Source organism: Flammeovirga agarivorans, from assembly GCF_012641475.1.
In the GTDB taxonomy this organism is placed as follows: Bacteria; Bacteroidota; Bacteroidia; order Cytophagales; family Flammeovirgaceae; genus Flammeovirga; species Flammeovirga agarivorans.
This window is the reverse complement of sequence record NZ_JABAIL010000055.1, coordinates 1-993: the sequence shown is the minus strand read 5'-3', so window position 1 is coordinate 993 and position 993 is coordinate 1. Positions and strand designations below refer to the sequence as shown.

1 pseudogene is annotated in these 993 nt (G+C 53.3%); it reads left to right on the top strand.

Annotation, left to right across the window (positions count from 1 at the left end):
• A pseudogene (locus HGP29_RS28195) lies at positions 1 to 843 on the top strand (IS3-like element ISKpn1 family transposase); the annotation flags it as partial.
• Between the last annotated feature and the right edge of the window lie 150 nt (positions 844 to 993).

Here is a 993-nt window from a genome sequence, read left to right as displayed (position 1 = left end):
ATAATCAGTGAACTAAGGCATGAACACGCTCTGCGGGACCTTCTGCGGGCGGCCGGTATGTCCCGTAGCACGTGGTATTACAATATGAATGCACTGAAGCAAGGGGACAGGTATGCGGGTCTTAAAGAGAACATCAGGAAGATATACCACTATCACAAAGGTCGTTATGGCTACCGCAGGATCACGCTCGCACTGAGAAAACAGGGGCTGCGGATAAACCATAAAACAGTGCAGCGGCTGATGGCAGAACTGTCACTCCGGTCTGTGATAAGGGCGAAAAAATATCGTGCCTGGAAAGGGAGAACGGGCGAGGCCGCGCCCAATATCCTGAGCCGGAACTTCGGTGCGTCAAAAGCCAACGAAAAATGGGTAACAGATGTGACAGAGTTCCCGGTACAGGGAAAAAAGCTTTACCTGTCGTCAGTTCTCGATCTGTTTAACCGGGAGGTTATCGCCTACAGCCTGTCGGAAAGGCCGGTGATGGAGATGGTGAATACGATGCTGGACGGTGCGTTCCCGAAGCTCAGACCGGGAGATGCTCCGCTGCTGCACTCGGATCAGGGCTGGCATTACAGGATGAGGAGCTATCAGGAACGTTTAAAGGCGCATGGGATGACGCAGAGTATGTCGCGTAAAGGAAACTGCCTGGATAATGCAGTGATGGAAAACTTCTTCGGGACCCTGAAATCGGAGTGTTTTTATCTGAGGGAGTTCAGGAGTGTCAGTGCGCTAAGAAAAGCCGTAGAGGACTATATCCATTACTACAACAACGAGCGGATAAGCCTGAAATTAAAAGGCCTGAGTCCGGTAGAGTACCGAACCCAGGCTCTGAGAGCCGCTTAATATGAACCATCCAACTTTATGGGGTCAGTCCAGCAGCGCCGCCGGGCAATCAGGCCGAGTGCCGGTGTTTGTGCAGGATGGCGGCTGACGCCTCTACGGAACCGCGCTGAACGGTAGCCCGGTTAAGGCGTTTACGCCGCGAGCCGGGGA